This window comes from Psychrobacillus sp. Z3-81 (assembly GCF_056620325.1).
In genome coordinates this window covers 112,032-136,010 of record NZ_JBWQPU010000006.1, presented here as the reverse complement: position 1 = coordinate 136,010, position 23,979 = coordinate 112,032, and the positions used below count along the sequence as shown (strand labels likewise).

The following is a 23,979-nucleotide window of genomic DNA, read 5'->3' as shown; positions in this document are numbered from 1 at the left end:
TCAAAGCTCTTGCATTCGATAAATGCCATCTCTCTTCTCATAGGAGACAAGCGTCATCAAATTACTGATTTTCTTCAAAGCTCCGGTTTTTGTATAGCCCATTTTCTCATACAAGTAGCAGTTCTTCTCTTCCTGAAGGATTGTATCAAGCTCCCATACAGTTGCCTCTGGATATAGCGACTCTATACGCTTCATAACAATTTGGGCCAAACCTCTGCCTTGATATTGATCCAGAATATTAATCATATGTAATCTCATTACTCCTGAATCTTTCTTGTACACATGGACACTGCCTGCTAGTTTATGATCAACTATGATTTTATAAAATGTGCCTTGCTCCATTCTTTCCATAAAGCGTGTAAAGGTTTGATTGACAGGAGTTGTTTCATGATCTTGATATTTATCATATAATGGCTGAAAGACCTGTTTCTGTAGATGATATAAGTGTTCTGCATCGGTAGGCTTAGCCTTTTGAAGACTTATTCCGGAAGCAAGCACTTCAAAGATTTCATCCAGAATATGATAAGGGATGAACTCTCCTTTAAGAACCATTTCTCTAATTTCTTCCACACTTGCCCACCTAGCATCAGCAACCTCCTCATATTGAAGGCTCCATTCAGTTACATTTTGCCTTATTAGAAAATGATCATCAAAGCCCCTGGAAAATCTGACAGTAAATAAAACCTCTGCTGCTTCTATATCTAAATCTATTCCAAGCTCTTCCTTTGTTTCCCTGACAGCAGCCATTTCAGGAGTTTCCCCGCATAAAACAGAGCCTGCAGCTGAGCAATCCCACATATTTGGCCATCCTTTTTTCCAAGGTTGCCTTTTCTGAATCAATAGCTTCCCTTCATCGTTTACAATCCAGACATGCACTACCTGGTGAAAGGTATCCTTCGGCATTTCTTCTTCTCTTATGTGTGTTTTTCCTGTATTCTCTCTGTATTCATTGAACACATCCCATATTTCCATTCTCCCACCCTCTCTCTTTCCATTAAGAATATCATAGTTCATTTGACAAAAACTTTTAAATATGAGATGATGATGGTCGTTAACAATTTGGGTAGACATAGTCTAAAGAAATTTGGCATTCTACTATGTGTTTTTGATAATACTTATTCACACTGGAGCGACTATAGGGTCGCAAGGACGTAAAAGCAGGTAGGGTTTACGTTGCTTAGGTTAGAAAGCAACCAGTGGACAATTTACCGCGGCATTGAAAGCGTGACTTTCATGGAAAATGATCTCCGATTTATATCGGATTGATAATGAATATTCAAAGATTATGATTACCTACAAAAAATCAAAGGCTGGTCTCTTCCATAGAGATCAGCCTTTGTCCAATTATGCCGTTACTTTTCTTTTGTTGTATTCTACAAATGTCCATAAATAGATGAAGCCGCTCAATAAGGCAAGCACTGCAAGAACTACAAATGTCCAGGAGTACCCCACTAGTACAGATAACGGTAACACAAGGGGTGCGATAGTCCGACCGATAGTATAACGCAAGCTTGCCGCAGCAAAGTATTGCCCTCTCATTTCCTCTTTGGCCAGCTTAGAAACAAAACTCTCCTGTAAGCCAACTGTAGCAAGCTCTCCAAATGTAAATATACCCATCGCTAAAATAAGTACCCAAAAATTAGTGGTCATCGGGAAAACGAGCATGGAAACTGCATACAAAAAGGAAGACAGGAAGAAAACCCATTTCTCCGGATATTTTGTCATCCATCTCGTTATAAACACCGTTAGCATGACTACTAATAACCCATTCTCCGATAACAGGATTCCATATGCTCCCTCTCCTGTTACAGCCCATTCTCGATTAAAGAGATTTCCTAACACTTGCTTATCCATCATCCCCTCTAAATAAACAGGAATCAATAAATCTAATTGCATATAAGTTTGTGCCAGAAGAATGCCACCAATGATGAATAAGAAAAACACTTTATCCTTTACAATCAACCCATAGGCCTTTACTTGATTTACCATGACTTGTATCCAATTATCTCCGCTATTGACCATCAGCTTTTGTTTCATTTCATTAGAAAGCGTCTCTTCCGTCAAGAATCGAAGAGCAAATCCAACAATACAGAAAATAATCCCAGCAGCTAATAATAACGCAAAACGATATTGGAAGAACAACACAGCACCAACTATCGGTCCGATTACTACCGAAATATTAATGGATGTATAAAATACAGAGAAGACAGTACTTCTATCCTTCTCTGGCACTACATCCGCAACAATTGCCTGACTGGCTGGATGATAAAAGGATCCACACATACCTGCTATAGTAAATGCCACATAAGCCAACCAAGGGGAATCTAGCCAAGGCGAATTTCCCATAGCGAATAAAATAAATGCAAGTCCTTGTGCCGTTGCAGAGAAAAACAGCATCGTCCTCCTACCGAATCGATCCGCACAATATCCCCCTACAAGATTTGCAGCTACCGAAAACAACTGAGAAAACACCAGTAATACCCCTGCAACACTCGCACCGAACTCTTCAGCAAAATAGATAGCTAAAAAAGGAAAAACCATCCAAAAGCTTAGATTACTAAAAAACTCCCCAAATAAACGAACCTTTAAGGCTCTATCCCAATCTCTAATTCTCATAAAATTCCCTCACTTTTAATAACCTAGACAATCCTATCACAGAAATCTAAGATTCGGAATAGTCGAAAGTCTAAAAAAGTAATACGTATCAGGTTAGCCTAGAATATCAAGTAAGCATATATACATAGGTTGGTTGACTTCCGCAAGTATTAGAAGCAAAACCGTAAGTATTCCTTAAGGAAGTGCAGGTAAGCAATACAACATCGCAAGTAACTTTGTAGGCACGCAAGTATTTGTTGCTACATCGCAAGTATTGGGTATAAACTGGATATTAATTTACCTATAAAAAAATTAAAAACGCACGGCATAAAGCCATGCGTCATCTCTTCATACTTAATCTCTAATAGTAACAGCTGTACCCGTAGCTACACACATCATCATGCCATCACGGATGGTTTCGAAATCTAGGTCCACTCCAATGACTGCGTTTGCTCCTAGTTTACTAGCTTGAACTTTCATTTCTTCTAAAGCAATTTGTCTTCCCTCAGAAAGCTTGTTTTCATAGGCAGAACTTCTACCCCCCACTATATCGGTTACAGAGGCAAACAAATCACGGACAATATTAGCCCCCATGATTGCTTCTCCTATAACGATGCCGTGGTAGGCTTCAATAGTTTTTCCTTCAACAGTGTTGGTTGTCGTCACTAGCATTCTAATTCCTCCTTTAAAAGCTTCTAGCTATATCATACACCAGCTTCTTTCATTTTCACCCAGTAATTCTTCTAAAATTATTACAGAATGTAAAATTCTAAATGGTTTTAATACTAGATCCTCTTCATACCTTTTTAGACTGTTTTTTTAAGCTACGAAAGCCTTCTATAAAAATTTCAGGGTTTTCTTGCACATTAAAAGAGAAAACACCTTGATTTGTATGCAAATAGAGCATGCCAGCACCAAAGGAAAACGGTTTATAGGAAATATCGTGTACATGCTGGAGCTCGAAGCTCTTTTCCGCTGTCCGAATACCTTCTATAGTCATCTCGATTTCCAATTGCTTCTCGATTTGTTGCATCTGAAAGTAAAAATCAATTTGCCTTTCAACTTCTATATAAATCATCAGATATTTACTCAAATACAAACACCTCCTAGCTCTTCTTTAGTGTATCATGTTTGTAATGAATTATTCAGAAAAGAGGAATCGGAGTGCTAAAAGCTGTTTTATTCGACCTAGATGGAACCCTTTTAAACAGAGATGCTTCCTTATCAAAATTTATAGCAAGTCATTTTAATAGTTTGCGAAATGTCCTATCTGATGTGGATGAACAGCAATTCTGTTCACGGTTTATCGAGCTTGATAACAGAGGGTATGTATGGAAGGATCAAGTTTATCGACAATTAATCAAGGAATACAAAATAGAAGGCTTGACTGTGGAAGAGTTACTTCTCTATTACAGCCATAATTTTAAGCAACATTGTGTAGCATTTCCAAACTTACACTCTATGCTAAAGGAATTAAAGCAAATGTCCCTAACACTTGGTATTATCACCAATGGAAAGGGCCAATTCCAAATGGATAATATACATGCGCTAGGGATTGAATCTTATGTTGATACTATTTTAATTTCAGAATTAGAGGGAATAAACAAACCAGATCCGCTCATTTTCCAGCGAGCATTAAGCAAATTAGGAGTAAGCCCCCATGAATGTGTCTACGTGGGTGATCATCCAATCAATGATATTCAAGCTGCAAATGCAGTGGGAATCCACACCATTTGGAAGAAGGATCCTAGCTATCATTGTTTAGAAGCAAACCATGTAATAGATGATTTATCAGAAATACCTCCCATTATCAAAAGCATCATTAAATAAGCTTGGCAAATTCAGAGGTTTGAATCTCCAGCTTTTCCGACGCCTTGGATATATCCTTGAATTCCTCTAAGGCTATTCTGATCTCGTCCTGGCTCTTCTCAATGATTTTCTGAGTCTGACTATTACTAACAGCAACTTTGTTCACTTGCTTCGTAATACCTTCGATATTATCACGTACTTCTACAATAGACGCTTCTACTCTTGCAGCCAGTTTCCTAACCTCCTGTGCAACGACGTTAAAGCCTCTACCATGTTCCCCTGCCCTTGCAGCTTCAATCGCTGCATTTAGGGCAAGGAGATTTGTTTGTGAAGCAATTTCCCGGATTGTTTGGACAATTCCTTTTATAGAATCGGCCTGCATCTGAAGACTCTCTAGTGAGGCAGTATTTTCTTGAGAACTGATTGCTATATCGTCAATTCGTTGAAGTAATTCCTCACTTTTCCCCATCCCTATATCCGCTCGAGTCCGAAGATTCTCAGACATTGCTTTTAATTCCTCTGTCACGTTTTCTAATATTAAATGACGTTCTGTCACATTACTTGCAACTAACGATACACCAAGGACCTTTTTGTTCTTTCCAAAAACAGGCATATAAGAAGCCTCAAACATAACACTTTTGTCATGCTTATCTCTTCTTTCAACCTTGTTAAAATAAGACTTTCCTGCGAATAAGTCCTTCCAGAATTGCTCGTATGCAGGGCTATTCACAAGCGTTGGAAAGCAAAAATCTTTATGAAACTTTCCATACACCTCATTTACCGTATACCCCAGCTCCTTAGCAAAATTCTCATTTACGTAAGCAACCTGACGATTATGGTCAAAGCGGATGATGGCAAGATTTCTTTCCAATGCCTCAACAACTGTCATATCATTTACTTCTTCTGTTTGCTGAACATGCTTCACGCTATTTCCCCCATCATTCAAACGGCGCATAATTCTCTAAATCTAAAACCGTTTCTTTCTCTAACACTAATCTAGCAAGCTCCGCTCCCACAAATGGTCCTGCTGTTAATCCAGAAGCTCCTAATCCATTTGCAAAGAAAATATTCTCATATCCTGGCAGCTTTCCGAAGACCGGCAAATGACCCGGAGTATAAGGGCGGAAACCAACCCTTACTTCTTCTATTTTTACATTTTTCAGAGAATTTGCAATACTTATCGCGTGGTGGAGCAATTCTTTTTTCCCTTCCTCCGTCACCGAGCTGTCGTAACCAGTATTTTCTTCATACGTAGATCCTGCGACGATTCTGCCGTTATCGAATGCAAGCATATATTGGCTACTCGGCGGCAATAAAACCGGCCAAGCGCTTGTATCTGTCTCTTCCAGTTGAAAATGCATAATCTGCGCTTTTTGAAAGGTCACATTTGCATCAATATCCAGCTGTTTGGGAAGCTCGTTCCCCCAAGCTCCTGCAGTTAAAATGATCTTATCGGCATTAATGGGAGTCCCATCAACCAATAATCTGCCGTCTGAAAAGGAAGCACTTCCCTTAATTATTTTTGCTCCCAGTTTCTTAGCAGCATCCTTTAATGCGGAAGTTAAGGCTTTTCCATCTACTCTAGCTCCTCCTTCTATAAACAAGGCATGATGTTCAGCTGTAACAAGGGGGAAAAGCTTCCTCACTTCTTCACTCGATAAGATTCTTACTTCTCCAATTTCAGGGGCATCCTCTTTTTTCTCTACTGTTCTTTGAAGCATTTTTTGTAGCTTTGCTTCCTCATCGTGCAAGGCAATGGCTCCCACTTTTTTATAGCCAGTTTTTCCTGTTTGAAGCTCCGCTAGCTCTTGAATAAGAGTAGGATAATATCTAGCACCATGCTTCACAAGCTGATACCATTTTTTATTTCTTCGCTGTGACACCCAAGGACAAATAATCCCAGCAGCTGCTACAGATGCTTGTCCCTCATCCTCTCGATCTATTAAGGTAACATCAACCTTGTACCTCGCCAAATGATAAGCGGTGGAGGCTCCTAAAATTCCTCCACCCACTACTATATAAGACATTCTATTCCACTCCACTTTCTAAAATCGAAAAGCTAACACTTTCACAATCAATTTGGGCCATCGCCCCGTATGGTAGGATAAATTTCGGCTCTGTATGTCCAAAATTCATATTATATAAGACTGGCAGCTCGGTTAGACCAAGCTCCTGTAAGATTCGCAAGATGGATTGTTTGTATTCCTGATAGTATTTTTCATGCTGCGGTTTTCCAAAGATAATTCCTTTTGCTTGTTGAAGTATCCCCTGTGAGCCATAATTCCTTAACCAATATTCTATATAACTTGGTTCTGGGTGATCCTCTGAGGTTTCAAAGAACAAGATGCTATCCCTCCAAGCTGCCTCTTCTGGCCATAGCTTTGTACCCTTCGCAAACTCTAACACATCAATACAACCACCTATTAAACGCCCCTCTGCAAGCCCTTTTCCTTGCAGCAGCTCATAGCCTTGATTTTGTGTCATTGGCCTCTTCTTATGCTTATTTTCTTCAATCCATTCAAGTCTTGTGCTTGTCCATTCCTTCGCAGGTTTTATTTCTCCTATTGGATCAGTTGAAAACAAGGTCTTTCTTACAGCTTCAGCGGTATACTCATGCATTTCTACATTTTCAGCAAAATCCATTAATATGGAAGGTCCATAAAAGGAGGATAATCCAGCCTTATGGCACAACAAATGGGTAATGGTCGTATCTGAATAGCCTATGAGTACCTTTGGATTGTTCTTTATTATCTCGAAATCAATATATGGCAATAAACGAATGCTCTCGCTTCCCCCAATATTAGAAAAAATCCCTTTAATAGTTGGATCAGCAAATGCGTTCATTAAATCCTCCGCTCTTGCCTTTGGATTTTCATATACAAAAGCAGTCCCCTTTAAACTGTTTGGCATGGCTACTACCTCTAAATCAAATACAGTCTTCAATCTCTCTACCCCTTGCTCGTATCTCCATCTTAGCTCTGGGTCTCCAGCTCCTCCCCAGGACAAGCTAATTGTAGCTACTTTATCACCCGGCTGCAGCATTTTCGGCTTTTTTAACATTCTTTTCCACTCCTTTAACTAAGATTATAAAACAAATTGGAGAGATAGACCGCTATATTTTTAAGGTCTTGTTATAAGCAAAAGCGTAACGACAGAAAGAATTATTCCATATTGTAAAGAACAACTCAATAAGAACCACCTTACACCGGTGTTGCTATCACTCTGGAGCAACCGGTAAAATAACCCCCTCCCCACCTTGATTTACACATACCCTTGCTCTACTCAGAATAACTGATTAGACTTTCCTTTTTACCTACCCTTCTTTTTACGTCCATATTTTAGTAAAATGTGTAATAAGTATATTATTCAAAACTTGGAAGAAGGTCTGCTTGATGAATATTCCCTTTACCAAAATGCACGGTTGTGGAAATGATTACATATATATAAATTGCTTTGAGACGGATATTCAACATCCAAAAGAGCTAAGCAAAGCCATGTCTGATCGTCGATTTGGGATTGGGAGTGATGGCCTTGTTTTAATTTGCCCTTCTGAAATTGCTGATGCAAAAATGAGAATGTTTAACACAGACGGCAGTGAAGGAAAAATGTGTGGGAATGCGATTCGATGTGTTGCCAAGTATGTGTATGACCGTAATATTGTACGAAAAGAGACACTCACTATTGAAACGCTTAGCGGTATAAAAACAATCGATTTAACAGTAGCAAATGGGGACGTGCAAACTGCCACAGTAGATATGGGCAAGCCGATCTTAGAGCCAAAGGATATTCCCATGAGCGTTGAAGGAGTTGAGCCTTTCATCAACCAGGCGATAAATGTGGAAGGAAAAACATATTCTATTACTCCAGTATCTATGGGCAATCCACATTGCGTACTGTTTTGTGAAGACATCTACTCTCTCGACTTACCGAAAATCGGACCTTTATTTGAACAGCATCCTCTCTTTCCCGAGGGAGTGAATACTGAATTTATACAAGTAGAGAATAAGACCTCCTTACGAATGCGTGTATGGGAGCGTGGAAGCGGAGAAACTTGGGCATGTGGTACAGGAGCATGTGCCTCTGTAGTAGCAGCTGTTCTAAATGGCTACTGTGATAAGAACACAGATGTTACAGTGAAGCTACTTGGTGGAGATCTTATCATCCGTTACACAGATGATACGGTGTATATGACCGGACCAGCCACTACCGTTTTTGATGGTGTGTATAGCTGGAATAATACATAAGACTTAAGACCCTCAAATCACAAAATGATTTAAGGGTCTTTATTCTTAATAATATATAAAGAAACTAAGGTATCTACCAGTTTATAATCGAAATGTAATGATACTGGAAATATTGTGTAATAATTCTGTAATATTCAACTGTTACTATATAATTAGACTAAATAGCAGGGGGATAGTGTATTTTGAAGAAAATCTTAGGCACACTTATCATGACAATTGCATTATTGGTCAGCGGAGTAAACATTGCGAATGCCGCAACTACTACTCATACAGTAGAAAAAGGAGAGACATTATATAGCATCTCCAAAACGTACAAAATATCAGTAAACAAATTGAAATCATGGAATAATTTAAAATCAGACAAGATTAAAGTTAACCAAAAGCTTACACTTGTAGCAAGCTCTAAAAAAACATCGAAGAAAAAACCATCACGTTCAAATAATAAGGTTGAAAAGGAATTTGTTGTTTCAGCAAGTGCCTTCACAGCTAATTGTAATGGCTGCTCTGGTATCACCACTACCGGTATAAATTTAAAAAAGAATCCTGACGTTAAAGTAATTGCTGTAGATCCAGATGTCATCCCACTTGGTACAAAGGTATATGTGGAAGGCTATGGATACGCAATAGCTGCTGATACGGGAGGAGCTATTAAAGGAAATAAAATCGATGTTTTCTTCCCATCAAAGACGGAAGCTTATAAATGGGGTCGTAAAAAAGTAACCATTAAAATACTAGAATAATCTAAGTAGGGGGTGTCCCATAAGTAAAAAACTTATGGGACACCCCCTTCCTTCTTTGACAGATATCTGCGCTATGTAGCATTGCTCCTGCGGTGGTCGCATCAAAATGCCACCACCGCAGGAGCAATGGGACCGTCTCAAAATGGCTTTTCAGACGGCCCCTTTTTTGATGGTCATGAATCTATTTTACTGATGTATTCTTTTATTCCACAGATAACTCGCTTATAATAACTCATCTCATGAGGAACAAAATCCTTTCTCTCTACCATCCTGCTAATAGAGATTCGATTTCCCTCCATATAGAGTATGCCTTCTACCCCCATAACCCGACGCTTATCAAGAAATAACGCCTCAAAGTCCGAAAAACTACCCTTCACTATTCCCGAAACCTCTTCTTCTTGGAGACGGAAATCCTCTAAAGAAGCCTCGTATCTATATAAATATGTATGAATGAATTCTCTATCTATCTGTTTATCAGAAGAAATTGTCGTAGGGATTACTCCCAGGGAATCAAGGTCCTCAAAGTAAAGGTCTATCCCAAGCTCTTCCTTCACTTCTCGAATTCCATCTTTTACAGTTTCGTCAGCAAGGAGATGACCTGCTGCTGTTATATCCAACAGACCAGGATAGTTCTCTTTTTGGTCACTTCGAAGCTGTAAATAAATCATCCAACTTCCCTTCTCTAATCCAACGAACCAGCAGGAAAAGGTCTCGTGCCAAAGACCTTGCTGATGGACCTCTTCCCTCGTAGCTATTCCAATTGGAGATTGATTCTCATCAAAAATTTTTAGCAGCTCCACTTAATCTTCTCCGATATTATTTTTTTTCGTTAACTTCTCTATTAAATCTTCAATTCTTTTCTTTTGATTAGCCGTTTCCTGCTCTAGTATTTTTATATCGTAATTACCTTCCGATTTGTTTATTTCAACGATATCTCCCTCTTTTAATTCCGCCTCTATTTCTCTCTTATCAATTAAAAGCTGCTCCTCTTCCTCGGGAAATTTCAAAAATACTGCGAAGCCTTCCTCAAACCGGTCCAACGTGTACTTCACGCTTATCTCTCCTATCTCTGTTTTATTGTTCTCCAATTCACTTCTAAGCCTTGTCCAGGCTGAGTATACATAATAGGACGATTAATATGAAAAGGAGATACATATGAAAAAAAATTTATTCTTTCTTTTTTCTGCACTTATTAGCATCCTTATTTATTCAACCTCCACTGTACAAGCAGAGGAACTAGAGCGTAACGTAGCTCTTCACGATAAACTAATAGATTTTTCTGATGTCCAAGTTATTCACAACGACACAAAGGTCCCGCTTGATGAAATCTCTAAGTATCTTTACTTAGAGCCATATACAGTTAATGGGAATACCATCATTAAGAAATATAAAAAGGTTTTTATATATTATCCATCTAGCGAAAAAACATATCTAGATGGGAAGCAAATTAAATGGTCTCCAATTACAAATGTAGATGGCAAGCTCTATATTAGTGTTAAATTCCTTGCGAAGGAGCTGGGATTTAACATTAAATACTTCCCAAATTACAAGACTCTACGGATTTTCCGAGATAGCTATCCCTCTATGTCACATATCGATTTTGAAAAACTACTCCAAAGCAAGATTAAAAAAAACAAATCTTCGGCTAAAAAAGCCAATGTTTATCTAACCTTTGATGATGGTCCAAATAAATATACAGTCGCTAACTTAGATATATTAAAAAAGTATAAGGTAAAAGCCACCTTTTTCTTTTTAGGTAATAACATGCTTGGAAATGAGAAAATTGTTCAAGCGACGGCTGATAGCGGCCATTATATCGGTACTCACAGTATGACGCATGATAAAAAGAAAGTATACAAGGATGCCAAAGCTTTTATCAATGAAATAAATGCCGGAACTAAACTAATTAAAGAAATGACTCTCATGGATGCCAAGCTTATAAGAGTTCCATATGGAAGTGTTCCCCATGTAACCAAATCAATCAAAAATGAAATAAAAAATGCTGGATATAAACTATGGGATTGGGATGTAGATTCGAACGACTGGAGATACAAGGATAAAGAGGCGCAACAAATTGTACGTAATGTACAAGAGGGAATAATAAATGCATATAAAACGGGAGACAAAGACATCGTTGTCCTTCTACACGATCGTAGTCAAACGACTCTTGCACTTCCGACGATTATAGAGTGGATTGAAAAGGAAGGGTATCGACTAAAAAGCTATAATCCCAAAGAACATGTTATTCAAAACTTCTTAAAGGATTCTTCTTTGTAAATTTTTGCCCTATTTTATAAAATTTACAGCAATGACCTTGACATCGTTATTTTCATAGCATAATATTATCTTTTGTTAAAAGGAAACTAGAATTGGAGAAAAGACCTCTTCCTTTTCTAGAAATAACGTGGTTCGAGAACCTCCCACGTAAAAAAACTAAGGAGAAATGAATATGAAAATTAAAACGATGGCGACAAGCGGAATCATCGCAGCACTTTATATTGCTGTTTCGCTTTTGGTGGCGCCCTTCGCTTTCGGTGCGGTCCAATTTAGGATTGCCGAAATGTTTAACCACCTAATTATCTTTAACAAGAAGTATTTCTTTGGTATTGTGCTTGGTGTATTTATCACGAATCTCTTCTCCCCGTTAGGGTTATATGATCTAACATTTGGGGTCGGACATTCCGTTTTGACGTTATCTATCAGTATACTAATAGGTAAATTTGTGAAAAACCAATTGACTCATATGGTTTTAAATACATTGCTATTTACCTTTACGATGTTTATTATTGCGTTCGAGCTTCATCTTACATTGGAACTACCTTTCCTATACACCTATTACACGTGTGCAATTGGGGAATTCGTTGTACTTGCAGTGGGTATTCCAATAATGATGGCTTTAAACAAGAGAGTTCAATTTAAAGATTTAATATAAAGTGAAACTTTGATTGGTGGGGGTATTCTTTCATCCCCCACCAATCATTAGTTGAACCAATCGGGCTTTTAGGGACAGTTGACCTCCCACTTAGCTGTCTCATTTCTTTTGCCATCTTGAAGTGGGAGTCTTACTGTCCCTTAATGCGGGATAAAATAAATGTTGACCGGAAAAAATTAAATGAGAAGCCCTTATGATTCTTATCAGATGATAGAATCATAAGGGCTTTTTTAGTACCTCATGGTTCTCCGCTGCGTCGGACGCAGGAGTCGCCGGCGCTGCTCCGAACCAATAAGTGTTTCCTACTAAAATTAATTTCGACTTAAAAAGGAGGGATCTACTGCTTTCAGCGAAGCTTCAATCCAAGTATTCTTTTTCAAATTCTAGGGTACTTCGCACAGTGCCAATCGGTCTTACCAAGCTTTCAATATGTTCACGTTTGTTTTCTAAAAATGGAGGAAGAGATAATTTTTCTCCTAGGGTTTCATATGGCTCGTCACCCATGAAGCCTGGACCATCTGTAGCAAACTCAAAAAGTATGCCATTAGCTACACGAGCGTACAAGGATTGGAAGAAGAAGCGATCGACAAAGCCAGATGTGCTGAAGCCAAAGCTTTCCATTCTGGCAGTCCATTCATCTAGAACGGTCCTATCCTCTACTCGAAACGCTGCATGATGAACTGTACCAAAGCCTTGACGCCCCGGTGGTAATACGACATTTTTCTCGACGATTACCTGTGCCCCGTTTCCTCCTTCTCCTACTTCAAAGAGATGTAACGCCCCATCCTGAGCAATCTCTTTAAATAATAAAACCTTCTCCAATACTTCTTTCATATAGTCAAACTGAGCAATACGAATATGAATTGGACCTAGACCTGTAATAGCATATTCTAATGGAACCGGTCCTTTTTGCCAAGGAGTTCCGGCTGCTATTCCTTCATTGTTCTCATCAGAAACAAGCTGGTATTGTTGATCATCAAAGTCTACAAAGGAGAGAACCTTTTTACCAAATTGCTCCTGAATTCCTGTATGCTTCACCTGAAATTTATCAAAGCGTTTCACCCAGTATTCTAACGCAGCATCACTTGGTACACGAAAACCCGTTTTGTAGATTTCATCTGTTCCATGTGTCCCTTTTGGGATTCCTGGAAAATCAAAGAACGTCATATCCGTTCCCGCTCCACCTACATCATCTGCAAAGAACAAATGGTAGGTTTGAATATCATCCTGGTTTACTGTTTTCTTCACTAGACGCATACCTAAAACATACGTAAAAAATTTATAATTTTCTTCAGCACTGCTAGTAATCGCTGTTACATGGTGGATCCCCTTTAAATGATTCATGTCGCTCCTCCTATTTGTCTCTCACTCAAATATCTTTAATTCGAGATAATTTTATCATGAACTATTTAGACAGTCAAAGAAGGTAGCCTTTCGATTAGACATCAACCTGTATACCAAAATCTTTATTAATAGCTTGCTTATAAACCCCTTGGGCTACTGCCAAATCAAAATAAGCAGCTCCAACTGATTTAAAAAAGGTTATTTCCTTGTCATTTTCACGGCCTGCTCGTTCCCCTGTAACCAGCTTTCCAACTTCACTATGTATCTGTTGGAAAGACCAAATACTCTGGTTTTGTGCATGTATCAGTTCTCCTGCTTCCACCTTTACTCCCTCTGCATCATCAACAACAATCTTTGATGCTCTTGAAACGGTTATTTCATCTACTTCTCTCATATGAGGAAGATACGAGCCAACACCGTTTATATGAACACCCTCCTTTAAATCCTCGCCTATGAAAACGGGTTCTTGTGAGCGTGTCGCACAACAGATAATATCTGCTCGTCTTACCGCCCATCTCACATCTTCTGATACTTCAATAGGAATATTGATCCCGAAATTTTGGAGTTTTTCTTTGAATTCGTAAGCCTTTGATACATTTCTATTAATTAATATAATTTGTTCCATAGAACGTACTTCTAGAATTCCTAGCACCTGTTCAAATGCCATAGCGCCAGTTCCGATAACGGTTAAAACCTTTGCATCCTTACGAGCAAGATAATTGGTTGCAATTCCACTTAATGCACCTGTTCGAAGTCTCGTTAAATAAGAAGCATTCATAAAAGCGAGATGTTCCCCGTTTTGTGCATCAGAAATTAATACAACCCCTTGTGTAGTAGGCTTGCCTTGGGATGGATTATTCGGAAAAATGGTTACAACCTTTACTGCTGCTACCTCGCTTACTAAATCTGCGCTTGGCATATAAAGAGAGGAAGCGTTATACTGCGGAAACTCAATTACCGTTCGATGTGGATTCAGTATTTGCTCCTTCTCCTTCGCTTTTAGTACTTGCTCGATATCGGCAATTGCATTTTTCATATGATAGAAACTCATAATTTCTTTTTCATTGATGACTAACATGATGTCCTCCTATAAAAAGAACCCGTCTTGCTTTTTGCATGAGACGAGTTCCATTTTTTATTTATACTTCACTCAGCTTAGAACTATTCTTCAGCTTGTTATGGTTATCCTCCATAGATACATTATCCAAATCTTGTTGGCTCCGTTCTTTCACAGCCCATATTGCAAGCAGAGATACTATGGCAGTAAAGATAATATAGCAAGCAACGGGTACATAGGAGTCGTTAAATTGCAGCATTAAGCTTGTAGCTACAAGTGGTGCTGTACCTCCAGCCAAAGCTGCACCAATTTGATACCCTAGCGTTATCCCGGTATACCTGACCTTGGCATCAAAAATCTCCGAAAACATTGTTCCAAGAACTGCTGTTATAGGAGCCCAAATAACACCAAGCCCGATAATAGTCGCAATGACTAAAAGTACAACAGATTGTTGTTGGAGCATCCAAAAATATGGGAATGCAAATAAGATCATCCCAACAGATCCAGCTACATACACCTTTTTTCGCCCAACTCTATCAGATAGCGCCCCCATAATCGGAATTAGAATGGTAGTTACAATGGTTGCAACAGTGACTGTGTTTAACGTTACTGTTCTAGAAAATCCTAAAGTCGAAGTCGCATAAGAGACGATAAACGTCCCAAAGATATAGAATGGTGCTGTTTCTACCACCTTTGCACCTATTGCAATTAACACCTCACGCCAATGATATTTAAGCGTAGCAGCCAGAGGCAACTTTGGTATATCTCCAGATTCCTGCACTTTTTTAAAGGATGGTGTCTCATCTATTCCTTTTCGAATCCACAGACCAAAAATTACAAGTAAGGCACTCATGATAAATGGAACTCGCCAGCCCCAAGTCATAAATGAACCTTCTGGCAAGAGCGACATGATAGATAACGCCACTGTACCTAATACCATCCCAATTGTTACGCCCATTTGAGGAATCGACCCATAAAGTCCTCGTTTTTCTTTAGGTGCATATTCTACAGCAAGTAAGAGCGCTCCTCCCCACTCTCCACCTATTCCAAGTCCTTGAATTAGACGAAGCGTAATCAAAAGAATAGGAGCCCATATTCCGATTGCTTGATAGGTTGGTAATAACCCCATCCCTAAGGTAGCAACTCCCATTAAGCTTAATGTCAATACAAGTGTCTGCTTACGTCCAATCTTATCTCCAATATGGCTGAATATAATACCGCCAAATGGACGAATAAAAAAGGATAAAGCAAATGTTGCATATGCAAGCAGCAGCCCAACAGTCGGATCTTCTGTCACGAAAAATAATTGATTAAATACAAGTGCTGCAACTGTTCCATAAAGAAAATAATCAAACCATTCAATAGAGCTACCTACAAGACTAGCAATCCACACTTTTCTCATTTGCTTTGCATTCATAAAATCTCCCCTTATCTAAAATTGAAGTGACACTTAAATCCCCATGTAGCTATTTTATTGATATAAAAATATTCTGTCAATATTTTTTATTTAGCAACATTGAGGGTTTTTAATTTTCTCGGTATGATAGATATAACGAATGAAGCAACGGGGAGTATATTATATGTCATCTACGATTGGAACTGTCTTAAAGACAATAAGAAAAGAAAAGAAAATGACCTTAAAGGAACTAGCAGAAAAGACAAGCGTATCGATCAGCTTTCTATCCCAAGTAGAAAATGGGAAATCTAGTGTTACATTAGAATCGTTAAGGAAAATTGCAGATGCCTTACAAGTAAATCCTGCTGTATTTTTCCCGGAAGGGCCTTCAAATGACAACCTAGAAGTAATAAAACAACAATTTTTTTATCAGGATCTCTCGTATGGTATACACGACAGCAGCTTTTCTCCAATCCTTGTTACGCTACAGCCAGGTGAAAATGAAGGAAATGCGTTTGCACATAATGGACATGAGTTTATTTTTGTAGTGGAAGGAATACTTACCATTTTAATAGATGGCAAGAAAGAACAGTTAGGAGCACAACAATCTAAAATGTTTGACGCAACCAAGCCTCACTACTGGTATAACTTAACCGACAAGCCAGTTCGTTTTTTAGTGGTTACCTCTAATTAGTATTTTATTTTTCTAGAGTAGGTGCTTGTATATAGGATAAGTGGACAACTTGCATAACCTATAGATTATCCAATTAATCAAGGAAGTGTTGAGCTTGCCACACAGAAAAAGGAGAGGTCCACGTTTTTGCCTTTTACCTGGCTATAACTGGTGCGGCCCTGGTTGTAGCGGACCCGGCCCTCCTGTAAATGAATTAGACGCTGCATGTAGAATGCATGACAGATGCTACGATAGTGGTAGAAGCAGATGTGAATGTGATCGTGAATTTCTTCATCGGCTTTATCCTCTTATAAATCCTCGCACAGACGTCGGAAGACACGCCCGCTTAGTCGCAAACTATATGAGGCTTCAAACTGCCTTTACTTGCAGCAATTTTAATAATCGCCGTCGTTATTGAGGGTGTCCCATAAGTTTTTTACTTATGGGACACCCTTTTCCTTCTTTAACAGATATCTATGCTATGTAGCATTGCTCCTGTGGTGGTCGCATTAAAATGCCACCATCCTCGTCGCAAAGGCCCCGTCTCAAAATGATTTTTCAGACGGGCCCTTTTTTGTGATAAAATGACAAAAAATACTAAAAAGGTAAAATAAATGCGATACTTTATAGATTTAACTTCGTCTATAAGGGCAAGGGGGGTAAAAGATGGAGATGGAACAGCTATATAGAGAGCACAGCGACAGAGTATACAGCTACATATGGATGCTCGTTCGCCATAAACAAACGGCAGAGGACCTGACACAAGAAACATTTTATAAGGCCTATAAGGGTTACGATAACTTTAACCAACAATCTTCCATTCCAACTTGGTTATTAAAGATAGCCAGAAATATAACATACGATTATTTTCGAAGGAAAAAAGTAATCCAATTCTTTAGCTTTGAAAAAGAGCATGACTACGATACAGAAGAAATCTCACCAGAAAGTCATGCAGAAAAAAATGAGGAGCTTGCTCGAATGTACACCTCTATGAGCAAATTAAAGAAGGATTATCAAGAGGTTTTGCTTCTTCGTAAAATTCAGGAATGCTCCATTCAGGAAACTTCCTTTATCCTAGGGTGGACAGAGGCTAAGGTAAAAATGAAATCAGGTCGGGCATTAGATGCCTTGAAAAAAGAGTTTCATAAAGGAAGGAGTGAAGACAATGAAACCGAATGAAGAATTCGATAAGCTTTTCGGAGAAATGAAACAGGTAGATAGGTCTTTAAAGGCCCGAGAGAACAGCTGGCTCGCATTAAAAGGAAAAATAAACAAACCTAAGAGAAGAAAAGTTTTCCCGGCAGTTATCTCTTTAGCTCTCATTGCAATTGCCTCCTTCTTACTTGTCACTTACCTACTCCCTACTGAAACAGAGCAAACAAGTGATACACTTTCGAGGGAAGAAGTGATTATGGGATTCCTGGAGAAGCAATATAATGGGCCTGATGTTGAATTTGAAAAACTGTATAAAAATTGGTTGAAACTAGAAAGCAATAGTTTAGAAGAAAAACAAGAGAAATCAAAAGAGGATACAAACTTTATGAAATATATTGAAAATATATTTGAAGAATACATTGTGGGGGATAAACTGTTAGACTTTATAAATACAAACTTACTTTTCCGATACCAATACCTGCTTATAGATAGAGAGTTACAAATGAATTTAGAAAAAGTTACGATGGAGCAGGATAAAGTTCATCCAAATATATACAGGACTATCATTGAGGTATCCCTAACTAATAGGAAGGGGCAGGAAATTTCCCATACAATGAGAGATGAATTCATATTCTCTAGTGAAGAAGTTAATAAAATTGGAAGATATAATAATGGAATAAATGGAGGTTCACTAGAACTTGATGAGAAGATCAAGAACTTTGATGCATACCTTTCTCAAGAAGACCAATCTACAGAGGCACTTTCCAATGAAGAAGCAATTATGGGCTTTCTTGAAAAACAATACAATGGACCTGATATGGAATATGAGCGGCTGCTAGATGAATGGATGACCCTACAAAGCGAAACAGTTGTTGAAAGCCAAGAGGATTATGATGTGCTTCTAAATTCAGAGGAATATAAAGCCTTAATGAATTATTATGAGGCAAGTTTTGGTGAATATATTAGGAAAGAAAAATTCGAAAGCTTCCTTGGCACAAATTTATTATTCCAATATCAAGCCCGGCTACTAACCAATAGCTTACATATGAAATTAGAAAAGGTTACGGTTAAGCAGGACGAAAACTATCCGAACATCTATCGACCAATCATAGAGGTATCCTTAACCAATAACAAGGGGCAGCAAGTCTTCCATACCTTAAGAGAAGAATTTATATTCTCTGAAAAGGAACCAGGTAAAATAGGAAATTATAATGGAATTAAAGACGGTGGTGGAGTAGAGTTGTATGATAAGATTGAAAACTTTGATGCCTATCTAACTTCAGGGGAATAAAGTTCTTAAAAACCAACTTCGGTTGGTTTTTTGTTTACTAGTCATTAATTAAGACCTTAAAGGGTTTTACAACATTCTCGCTTGTTTTTATAACATTCTCGCTGATTTTTACAACATTACCTCCTTTTTTTACAACATTATTTGTATCAGTAAATAAAATTACAACATTAATGGTTATTTTTACAACATTCCCCTTTGTTTTTACAACATTTCCTTCTCTTTTTACAACATTTTTCTCCTGGAAAAATAATTACGACTTAGGAGCTCATTTTTACGACTTTCTCTACTGTTTTTACAACTTCAAGCCACAATTTTACGATATTCTTTAGACCAAAGACCAGAACTACGACTTGGCAGCAGTTTTTTACGACTTACTCTACTGTTTTTACGACATTGAGCCCAAATTTTACGACTTTCTCCACCCTCTCCATCTAAATCCAATAAAAAAAGAGCCGCTAAGCCCTTTTCCCCTCACACTTATAGCTGCAACACCATCTCTGCTTCGCCTTCATTAATCTGTCCGGTCTTTACAAACCCAAAGCTCTCGTATAGTTTGATAGCTTTCTCATTCTCTGGCTCAGTGGAAAGATAGATAGCATCGCAGCCTTCCATTTGTTTTATTTCCTCAAGGATTAATCCAATCGCTTTTTTCCCATATCCTTTTCCTTGGGCTGTATGGTCAATCATTAAACGACAGATCCAATAATTAGACGTCTCTTCATCAAACCCATACATAGCAAAGCCGATTAGCTTGCCTTCTACTTCTATACCTTTCGTGATCCATCCTGTCTCAAACATGGATTGCACGATGGATAAGGCGTTGGATGCGACAAATTCTTCAATCACCGTGGCCTTGCCATTTTCGTTGGTCGTTAGCAGCACTGTCTTTAGCCAGTTATCCTTTGTTATATCTACTAGTTTCATCTCTTATTCCCCCTTAGTCTATATTCAGTTTACCAGACATAGGAACTAAATCTTTACTTAATAAAAAAAGAGTTCTCCCTACTCTTGGAGAACTCCCTACAAACTAATTCACTTTCTTATTTCCTTTCCAATACATTTCACGTAAACGGAATTTTTGTAGCTTTCCAGTCGCAGTTTTAGGAAGGGCCTCGACGAATTCAATTGATTTTGGTGCTTTAAAATGTGCCATATTAGAGCGACAGTATTCAATAAGCTCCGGCTCCGACACTTCCTGACCTGGCTGTCTTACGATAATTGCCTTCGGTACCTCTCCCCACTTCTCGTCTGGAACAGCAATAACTGCCACCTCTAATATAGCTGGATGCTTGTAAAGAACTCCCTCTATCTCTGTGGAAGAGATATTTTCTCCACCTGAGATGATCATATCTTTTATTCGATCCTGAATTTCAATATAGCCATCCGGATGTGTCACTGCTAGATCTCCTGTATAGAACCAGCCATCGCGGATTGCCTCTGCTGTTTTTTCCGGATCCTTATAATAGCCCTTCATAACCACGTTTCCACGAGTGATAATTTCTCCAAGCTCCTTCCCATTCCAAGCAACTTCTTTTCCATCCTCTTGGCTAACTACCTTTGTTTCCCCGTTGAAGGCAAGCTCGATTCCTTGTCTTGCCTTGATAGTAGCTTGCTCTTCTGGTGAGAGACTATCAAACTCTTGCTTCCACTCACAATATAAGATAAACGGAGAAGTTTCGGTTAGTCCGTATACGTGCATCATTTTTAAACCAAGGACAGACTGTGCTTTGGCAATTAAAGCTGCCGCTGGAGGTGCTCCTGCTGTAGCCATACGTGGATTCGTTGTAATTTTTACTTCCTTCGCCTTTGGTTCATTTACGAGCATATTCACAACTGTTGGCGCACCACATAACAGGGTAATCTTATGCTTATCAAACAGATCGATGATAAGTGGTGGGTCTACCTTCCGTAAGCATACATGGGTTGCACCGGCTGCAGTAATGGCCCAAACGCCACCCCATCCATTCGCATGGAACATTGGTAGAGTATGTAGGTAGACATCATCATGTTGGATGCTTAAATGGTGCATAATATTAGCGGCATTTAAATAATTACCTCGATGAGTTAGCATAACTCCCTTTGGCTTGGAAGTAGTACCGCTTGTATAATTTATCGTTATTAATTGATTTTCATCTATTTCAGGAAAGGGAACTGCCTCGTTCTCTGCACCAACAAATCCCTCATAAGCTACTCCGTTCAGGTTATTGGTACAACCTTCTACCTCCACTACTACTAGTTGACTAAACGGAAGATTGTCCTTAATTTTCTCGATTGGCTTACTAAATTCTTCATCCACTATAAGCATCTTGGAGTCACTATGCTTGATAATATATTCTAAGTCATCTGCAGATAATCGGTAATTTAAAGGTACCATCACCGCGCCAAGCTGACATATTCCATAAAAGCACTCCAGCATATAATGCGTGTTTGGTAGCATTACAGCAACGTGATCCCCTTCCTGAATACCTGCTGCAGCTAATGCATAGGAAAGCCTGTCTGCCCGCTCCCCAAATTCCTTATACGTGAATCTCTTTTCTTCATCAATTACAGCAAGCTTATCTGGATAATACTTAATGGCTCTTCTTTTCCAATCTAGCGGCGTTAACGGTGAAAACATTTGACCAGCTCCTTTTCCATGTATATATTCCGGTAGAAACGTTCTTATGCTCACTTGCCCAAAGACTCCTAGCTCATTGGAAGCGCTTTAATTCATTCTAAATAAATAACCGAATATTTTCAATTATCAAAACGGTCTCGATCTGTCTAATTTTGTTTGCTTTCCTGTTTCAGAAAGGACACTACTATCCAAGAAAACACTAATGAGATTACTGGGAAAATAATATTCCAAGATGAGTAATTGATTTCGTTTATTTGAAAATAGTATTTCGAACGCCAAGTTTCAAATAAAATATTTAATAATAATGTTATCAAAGGTGCAATAAACACCTTTTTAGTAAGAATAGATGCTAAAAGACCTAATCCAATTACTATAAGTGGGACAATGAACAACTGCATTAAAAAGGGGTCTATCGACTCGATAAATTCCATAATACACCTTCTTACCATTTATTATAATCATAATATATATTTTCCTTGTTTGTTAAATAACAACATTATTTTAGAAAACAGCCTTTGAAAATAAAAAAGCAGAGATATCTCTGCCTTAATTCTTTCCTATAAAACGAAACGCTCTACTTAGTGTTGTAGGTACAACGGAAGCATGGTTTTCATCTTCAGCAATATGTAATTCCACATTGTGTTTATTTTTTAGAATGAAATTTAATTCTTTCGCATCATCCAGAATATAATATTCTTCACTACCCACTGCCATAAACAGATTCGTCATACTACCCCCATATGACTGTGCAAATCGTAATAATTCTCTATTGTTCCACCAGATAGACGGACTGATGGCTAGGTAATGTCTAAAGAGATTTGGCTTCGTCAACATAGCCCAGACAGTAAACAATCCACTTAAAGAGTGACCGAACAATGCCTTCTTTTTCTTATTGATAGGATACATCGATTCTATTTTAGGCATGAGCTCCTCCAAAAGAAAGGTTAAAAATCCTTCCGCTCCACCATGAGGTCCCAAATCTCTCCCCATTAATCTATCAGGATAGACATAGCTGTCAGCAGGGGGAGTAAAATCAAAAAATCTTTTCCTAGCTATCTCTTGTTCGTTTCCTTGATGGCAAACTCCTATGATAATAGCTTGGGAAATAGAGGTTTTTAACGTATTTTTGGATTGGAGTCTCACTACCTCTCTAGCTAGATGAAAATACATCGAGCCATCAAGTATGTAATAGACAGGATAACCATCCTCTGGTACCTGTCCCGTGGGATAAGATATCTTTATCTCATATACGTAACCATTTGTAATGGAAGGATAGCTCCATTGAACGGTGTTCTCTAAGAAAATGTTCTCCATTTAGCGTTCTCCCTTCAACATATTATAGCCATAGCAAACTGGGACCCCTAATTCTTCATCCGTCATGATTTTTGCATCAATATGAAAGACTTGTCTCATTACTTCTTTTGATAGTATTTCATGAGGGGTACCTATTGCCGCAATAACACCATCCTTCATTGCAATCAGCTCATGAGAAAATCTTGACGCGTGATTAATATCATGGAGAACCATCACTACTGTACAGCCATGTTTTCTATTCAAGTCTTCTACAATTGATAGCACATCTAGCTGATGAGCCATATCTAAATACGTGGTAGGCTCATCTAATAACAGGATATCGGTTTCTTGGGCTAGAGCCATTGCGAGCCACACCTTTTGTCTTTGTCCTCCTGATAGCTGACTGATTTCTCTATTTTTGAAAGCAGTTGTTTTTGTCAGCTCCATTGCCCAATCGATAACCTCTTGATCCTTTTTAGAAAGAGTCCCCATATTCTTACGATGCGGAAACCTTCCATAGGATATCAGCTCTTCAACCTTTAGCTGTCCAGGTGCCTCTGAGCTTTGCGCCAGAAGGGCCAATTGCTTTGCTATTTCTTTCGTGGAGATATGCTTCATATCCTGATCCTGTAAAAAGACCTTCCCGCTACTTTGCTTAAGGATTCTCCCGATTGTCTTTAGTAAGGTTGACTTTCCACAACCATTTGGGCCAATTATCGTCGTTATTTTCCCTCTTTGAATAGAGACACTTAGCTCATGAAGAACAACATGATTTTCATATCCAGAGCTTACCCGCTCTACTCTTAAAACAGGTGCGTCCATTAGGTGTCCCT

General features: G+C 38.6%; 25 protein-coding genes, 2 pseudogenes and 1 riboswitch. Of the genes and pseudogenes, 9 read left to right on the top strand and 18 right to left on the bottom strand.

Features of this window, described 5'->3' with window-relative positions:
• The 4 genes from AC1ECF_RS08645 to AC1ECF_RS08630 all read right to left on the bottom strand — a co-directional run bounded on the left by AC1ECF_RS08645 (window position 1) and on the right by AC1ECF_RS08630 (window position 3,688).
• Entirely contained in the window at window positions 1-972 is a 972-nt protein-coding gene (locus tag AC1ECF_RS08645) for a GNAT family N-acetyltransferase (protein ID WP_480389005.1), read from the bottom strand.
• Window positions 973-1,344: 372 nt separating this feature from the next.
• On the bottom strand, window positions 1,345-2,616 hold the full coding sequence (locus AC1ECF_RS08640; protein ID WP_480389004.1) for an MDR family MFS transporter: 1,272 nt from the start codon (window positions 2,614-2,616) through the stop codon (window positions 1,345-1,347).
• A gap of 333 nt (window positions 2,617-2,949) precedes the next feature.
• Window positions 2,950-3,267: a YbjQ family protein gene (locus AC1ECF_RS08635; RefSeq protein ID WP_480389003.1), complete on the bottom strand. Its 318-nt coding sequence runs from the start codon at window positions 3,265-3,267 to the stop codon at window positions 2,950-2,952.
• Between the two features lie 124 nt (window positions 3,268-3,391).
• Window positions 3,392-3,688: a hypothetical protein gene (locus tag AC1ECF_RS08630; protein ID WP_480389002.1), complete on the bottom strand. Its 297-nt coding sequence runs from the start codon at window positions 3,686-3,688 to the stop codon at window positions 3,392-3,394.
• A gap of 71 nt (window positions 3,689-3,759) precedes the next feature.
• Between AC1ECF_RS08630 and AC1ECF_RS08625 the strand changes: the two genes are divergently transcribed.
• Complete coding sequence (locus AC1ECF_RS08625) at window positions 3,760-4,425, top strand: HAD family hydrolase (RefSeq protein ID WP_480389001.1); 666 nt, start codon at window positions 3,760-3,762, stop codon at window positions 4,423-4,425.
• On the opposite strand, the pseudogene AC1ECF_RS08620 reads toward AC1ECF_RS08625, so the two are convergent.
• The 4 genes and pseudogenes from AC1ECF_RS08620 to AC1ECF_RS08605 form a co-directional block, all read right to left on the bottom strand.
• Window positions 4,418-4,750 (bottom strand): annotated as a pseudogene (locus AC1ECF_RS08620) (methyl-accepting chemotaxis protein); the annotation flags it as partial. The gene AC1ECF_RS08625 and the pseudogene AC1ECF_RS08620 sit on opposite strands and share 8 nt — an antisense overlap.
• Window positions 4,751-4,954: 204 nt before the next feature.
• A pseudogene (locus AC1ECF_RS08615) lies at window positions 4,955-5,293 on the bottom strand (PAS domain-containing protein); the annotation flags it as partial.
• A gap of 49 nt (window positions 5,294-5,342) precedes the next feature.
• Window positions 5,343-6,431 carry an NAD(P)/FAD-dependent oxidoreductase gene (locus tag AC1ECF_RS08610; RefSeq protein WP_480389000.1) on the bottom strand — a complete coding sequence of 363 codons (1,089 nt, stop codon included), beginning with the start codon at window positions 6,429-6,431 and terminating at the stop codon, window positions 5,343-5,345.
• 1 nt (window position 6,432) lies between these two features.
• Entirely contained in the window at window positions 6,433-7,464 is a 1,032-nt protein-coding gene (locus AC1ECF_RS08605) for a S66 family peptidase (RefSeq protein WP_480388999.1), read from the bottom strand.
• Between the two features lie 329 nt (window positions 7,465-7,793).
• Here AC1ECF_RS08605 and dapF point away from each other — a divergent pair, with 329 nt between their 5' ends.
• Entirely contained in the window at window positions 7,794-8,648 is an 855-nt protein-coding gene (gene dapF, locus AC1ECF_RS08600) for a diaminopimelate epimerase (protein ID WP_480388998.1), read from the top strand.
• A 182-nt stretch (window positions 8,649-8,830) separates the two neighbouring features.
• Window positions 8,831-9,388 (top strand): 3D domain-containing protein, encoded by a 558-nt coding sequence (locus AC1ECF_RS08595; protein ID WP_480388997.1) that lies wholly within the window; start codon window positions 8,831-8,833, stop codon window positions 9,386-9,388.
• Between the two features lie 173 nt (window positions 9,389-9,561).
• Here AC1ECF_RS08595 and AC1ECF_RS08590 read toward each other — a convergent pair whose 3' ends face one another.
• Together AC1ECF_RS08590 and AC1ECF_RS08585 are read right to left on the bottom strand one after the other, a co-directional pair.
• Entirely contained in the window at window positions 9,562-10,188 is a 627-nt protein-coding gene (locus tag AC1ECF_RS08590; protein WP_480388996.1) for an NUDIX hydrolase, read from the bottom strand.
• On the bottom strand, window positions 10,189-10,440 hold the full coding sequence (locus AC1ECF_RS08585; RefSeq protein WP_480388995.1) for a DUF3006 domain-containing protein: 252 nt from the start codon (window positions 10,438-10,440) through the stop codon (window positions 10,189-10,191).
• A gap of 103 nt (window positions 10,441-10,543) precedes the next feature.
• Here AC1ECF_RS08585 and AC1ECF_RS08580 point away from each other — a divergent pair, with 103 nt between their 5' ends.
• Entirely contained in the window at window positions 10,544-11,665 is a 1,122-nt protein-coding gene (locus AC1ECF_RS08580) for a polysaccharide deacetylase family protein (protein ID WP_480388994.1), read from the top strand.
• A 121-nt stretch (window positions 11,666-11,786) separates the two neighbouring features.
• Window positions 11,787-11,831: riboswitch (PreQ1 riboswitch) on the top strand.
• A gap of 6 nt (window positions 11,832-11,837) precedes the next feature.
• A complete protein-coding gene (locus AC1ECF_RS08575) occupies window positions 11,838-12,320 on the top strand; it encodes a QueT transporter family protein (protein WP_480388993.1) in 483 nt (160 codons plus the stop codon).
• 357 nt (window positions 12,321-12,677) lie between these two features.
• Here the strand turns inward: AC1ECF_RS08575 and AC1ECF_RS08570 are convergent, their stop codons facing one another.
• The 3 genes from AC1ECF_RS08570 to AC1ECF_RS08560 all read right to left on the bottom strand — a co-directional run bounded on the left by AC1ECF_RS08570 (window position 12,678) and on the right by AC1ECF_RS08560 (window position 16,138).
• Window positions 12,678-13,664, bottom strand: a complete 987-nt coding sequence (locus AC1ECF_RS08570; protein WP_480388992.1) for a ring-cleaving dioxygenase — start codon at window positions 13,662-13,664, stop codon at window positions 12,678-12,680.
• Window positions 13,665-13,758: 94 nt separating this feature from the next.
• The gene (locus AC1ECF_RS08565) at window positions 13,759-14,742 is read right to left on the bottom strand and encodes an ornithine cyclodeaminase family protein (RefSeq protein WP_480388991.1); all 984 of its coding nucleotides are present in this window, start codon (window positions 14,740-14,742) and stop codon (window positions 13,759-13,761) included.
• A 61-nt stretch (window positions 14,743-14,803) separates the two neighbouring features.
• The gene (locus AC1ECF_RS08560) at window positions 14,804-16,138 is read right to left on the bottom strand and encodes an MFS transporter (RefSeq protein ID WP_480388990.1); all 1,335 of its coding nucleotides are present in this window, start codon (window positions 16,136-16,138) and stop codon (window positions 14,804-14,806) included.
• Window positions 16,139-16,301: 163 nt separating this feature from the next.
• Between AC1ECF_RS08560 and AC1ECF_RS08555 the strand changes: the two genes are divergently transcribed.
• From AC1ECF_RS08555 to AC1ECF_RS08540, 4 genes are all read left to right on the top strand, one after another.
• Window positions 16,302-16,811 (top strand): helix-turn-helix domain-containing protein, encoded by a 510-nt coding sequence (locus AC1ECF_RS08555; protein ID WP_480388989.1) that lies wholly within the window; start codon window positions 16,302-16,304, stop codon window positions 16,809-16,811.
• A gap of 85 nt (window positions 16,812-16,896) precedes the next feature.
• Window positions 16,897-17,208, top strand: coding sequence for a phospholipase (locus tag AC1ECF_RS08550; protein ID WP_480388988.1), 312 nt, complete (start codon window positions 16,897-16,899; stop codon window positions 17,206-17,208).
• Between the two features lie 248 nt (window positions 17,209-17,456).
• Window positions 17,457-17,969 carry an RNA polymerase sigma factor gene (locus AC1ECF_RS08545; RefSeq protein ID WP_480388987.1) on the top strand — a complete coding sequence of 171 codons (513 nt, stop codon included), beginning with the start codon at window positions 17,457-17,459 and terminating at the stop codon, window positions 17,967-17,969.
• Entirely contained in the window at window positions 17,956-19,236 is a 1,281-nt protein-coding gene (locus AC1ECF_RS08540; protein ID WP_480388986.1) for a hypothetical protein, read from the top strand. The genes AC1ECF_RS08545 and AC1ECF_RS08540 overlap by 14 nt, the downstream gene beginning before the upstream one ends.
• 477 nt (window positions 19,237-19,713) lie before the next feature.
• Here AC1ECF_RS08540 and AC1ECF_RS08535 read toward each other — a convergent pair whose 3' ends face one another.
• From AC1ECF_RS08535 to AC1ECF_RS08515, 5 genes are all read right to left on the bottom strand, one after another.
• A complete protein-coding gene (locus tag AC1ECF_RS08535; RefSeq protein WP_480388985.1) occupies window positions 19,714-20,160 on the bottom strand; it encodes a GNAT family N-acetyltransferase in 447 nt (148 codons plus the stop codon).
• 103 nt (window positions 20,161-20,263) lie between these two features.
• On the bottom strand, window positions 20,264-21,853 hold the full coding sequence (locus AC1ECF_RS08530) for a long-chain-fatty-acid--CoA ligase (RefSeq protein WP_480389069.1): 1,590 nt from the start codon (window positions 21,851-21,853) through the stop codon (window positions 20,264-20,266).
• Between the two features lie 146 nt (window positions 21,854-21,999).
• Window positions 22,000-22,284 carry a hypothetical protein gene (locus AC1ECF_RS08525; RefSeq protein WP_480388984.1) on the bottom strand — a complete coding sequence of 95 codons (285 nt, stop codon included), beginning with the start codon at window positions 22,282-22,284 and terminating at the stop codon, window positions 22,000-22,002.
• 115 nt (window positions 22,285-22,399) lie between these two features.
• Window positions 22,400-23,167, bottom strand: coding sequence for an alpha/beta hydrolase (locus AC1ECF_RS08520; protein WP_480388983.1), 768 nt, complete (start codon window positions 23,165-23,167; stop codon window positions 22,400-22,402).
• Window positions 23,168-23,968, bottom strand: a complete 801-nt coding sequence (locus AC1ECF_RS08515) for an ABC transporter ATP-binding protein (protein WP_480388982.1) — start codon at window positions 23,966-23,968, stop codon at window positions 23,168-23,170.
• Window positions 23,969-23,979: the final 11 nt, after the last annotated feature.